The sequence below is a fragment of the Actinomyces sp. oral taxon 849 str. F0330 genome (assembly GCF_000239715.1).
Lineage (GTDB): Bacteria > Actinomycetota > Actinomycetes > Actinomycetales > Actinomycetaceae > Actinomyces > Actinomyces johnsonii.
The window spans coordinates 1-1,895 of record NZ_JH470366.1 but is presented as its reverse complement, the minus strand read 5'-3'; the positions used below and the strand labels follow the sequence as shown (position 1 = coordinate 1,895).

The window sequence follows — 1,895 nt, the reverse complement described above, 5'->3', positions numbered from 1 at the left end:
GGTGCCTGGTGCAGGCCAGGACCGAGATCACAGGCAGGTACGCCAGGGCTTACGCGAAGGCCTCGAAGCTCGAAGAAGGGGAGTTCCTCGATGAGATCGCACAGTCACCGGCTGGAGCCAGGAGGGCGCGCGCCGACGCCTGGTGGCCGCAGCCAAGCGCTCACTTAGTCACAGGAAACCGGGGCCCAGGACCAGAGCCCGCAGGTACTCATACGACACCTTGAGGATCCTCCAGCGGTGTGGGCCGCCAGCGGCGGGCAGAACTCCAAGTACTTCAAAGAGTCCATGCCGCTGCCGCCAAACCTGCTGGAGACGAGCGATGAGCTCGAGACAGAGCCCGGGTTCTTCGAGGCCTATCACCACCGCCCACCGCGGGTCGCCCCTCAAAGGAGAGGAAATCCCGGACCGTGGACATGACCGACGTGCTCACAGGATAGACCTTCACCCGCTCGATCCGCAGGCTTCGCCCACAAAACTCATATCTCGGCCCCAGGCACCGCCGTGGGATGCGTCCCATTCCCCGTTACCTTGTTGGTGGTCCCTGGTGGTAGGTGCCGGGTTCGGCCAGCAAGGACGGCTGCGGCCGGGACCCCTGATCCCGGGCACGCGTGGTCAGGACCTGGCACATGAGGGTGGGCCACCCGCCAGGGTCACCGGCCTGGGTGGCGACATCGGTCCGCTGGGCGCGTGGGGCGATGAGCTGCCTGGCCAGGTGGGGCAGCACCGTTGCGGCTGCGTCGGTGCCGGCGACAGTGACACTCTGAAGTTCCAGGGCCGAGACGATCTGGCCGGCCCAGGTTGTGTGGCGTCTGCACCCGTGCTTCTTGAGCCTGGCGTCAATCCTTGCCTTGCCCGCGCGCTTCAGGTCGGCTGGGGTGGGCCAGGCGGCGACGGGCCTCCAGAGGCGGCGTCGTGCGCCCGGCCAGGGCCCCAGCACCCGCTCGAGGGTTGGGCGGGGTCTGGGTGAACGACTGGCCCCGGATCCGGCCCTTGGTCTGGTTGACGGCTCGGGTCAGGTCCAGGTCGAAGCCAGTCAGCATGCTCAGCGCCGCGGCGTCCTCGTCCGAGGTGCTAATGGCACGCAGAGTGTGGGGCATCGTTCTGGCCGCGCCGGCGATGACGGCAGCGTCCTTGGCGTCGGTCTTGGCGCTGCCCGGTGTCAGGTCGGCGATGCGGCGCATCGACAGTCCGGGCAGGTAGCCCACGGTGATGCCCATGTCCTGAGCCACCGCCACCGCCAGAGCCCCGATGGTGGCAGGCTGATCGACCACCACCAGTACCTGCCCCTTTGCCTGCAGGCGCTGGTAGACCTCACGCAGCCGGTCCTCGTCGTTGAGCAGGGACCTGAGGCGGTGTGGGACGAGGTGTCAGTGGACTCGACCCAGGCCTGATGCTTCTATTGTGTGTCAAGGGTGGTGAGGTATTGGTGGTAGCGGTGCGTGAGTTGGGGTAGTGGGCGTCGGTGGTTTTCGATGTCGGAGATTCTGGCGGGGTAGGTGTTCAGTGCGTGGGCTACGTCGGTTTGGGTCAGGTGGTGCCGTTTGCGGTGTGCTGCCAGGGTGCTGGTGGTGTCGGTTGGTGGGGGTTGGGTCAGGGCGCGGTAGACCTCGCGGGCGATGGCTCGTTTGAGGCAGCGGATGATTTCTTTGGTGGTTTTGCCTTCTTGGGTGCGTCGGTTGGCGTAGTTCTTGGTGGTGGGGTCGTGGCGTAGGCGTACCAGGGCGATGCGGTGCAGGGCGGCGTTGGCTCGTCTGTCGCCGCCTGGGTTGAGGCGATGACGGGTGGTTTTACCGCTGGATGCGGGAATGGGGGCGAAGGCGGCTTCGTTGTGGATGCGTCCGGGGTTGCCTCCGGCGGTGACGGCGAGCTGTGCGGCGACGGTGGTGCCGGCGCCG

At 67.0% G+C, this 1,895-nt stretch carries 2 pseudogenes; both read right to left on the bottom strand.

Annotation, left to right across the window (positions count from 1 at the left end):
• Positions 1–661: 661 nt before the first annotated feature.
• A pseudogene (locus HMPREF0975_RS15165) lies at positions 662–1,346 on the bottom strand (IS110 family transposase); the annotation flags it as partial.
• A gap of 254 nt (positions 1,347–1,600) precedes the next feature.
• Positions 1,601–1,895 (bottom strand): annotated as a pseudogene (locus HMPREF0975_RS16935) (transposase); the annotation flags it as partial.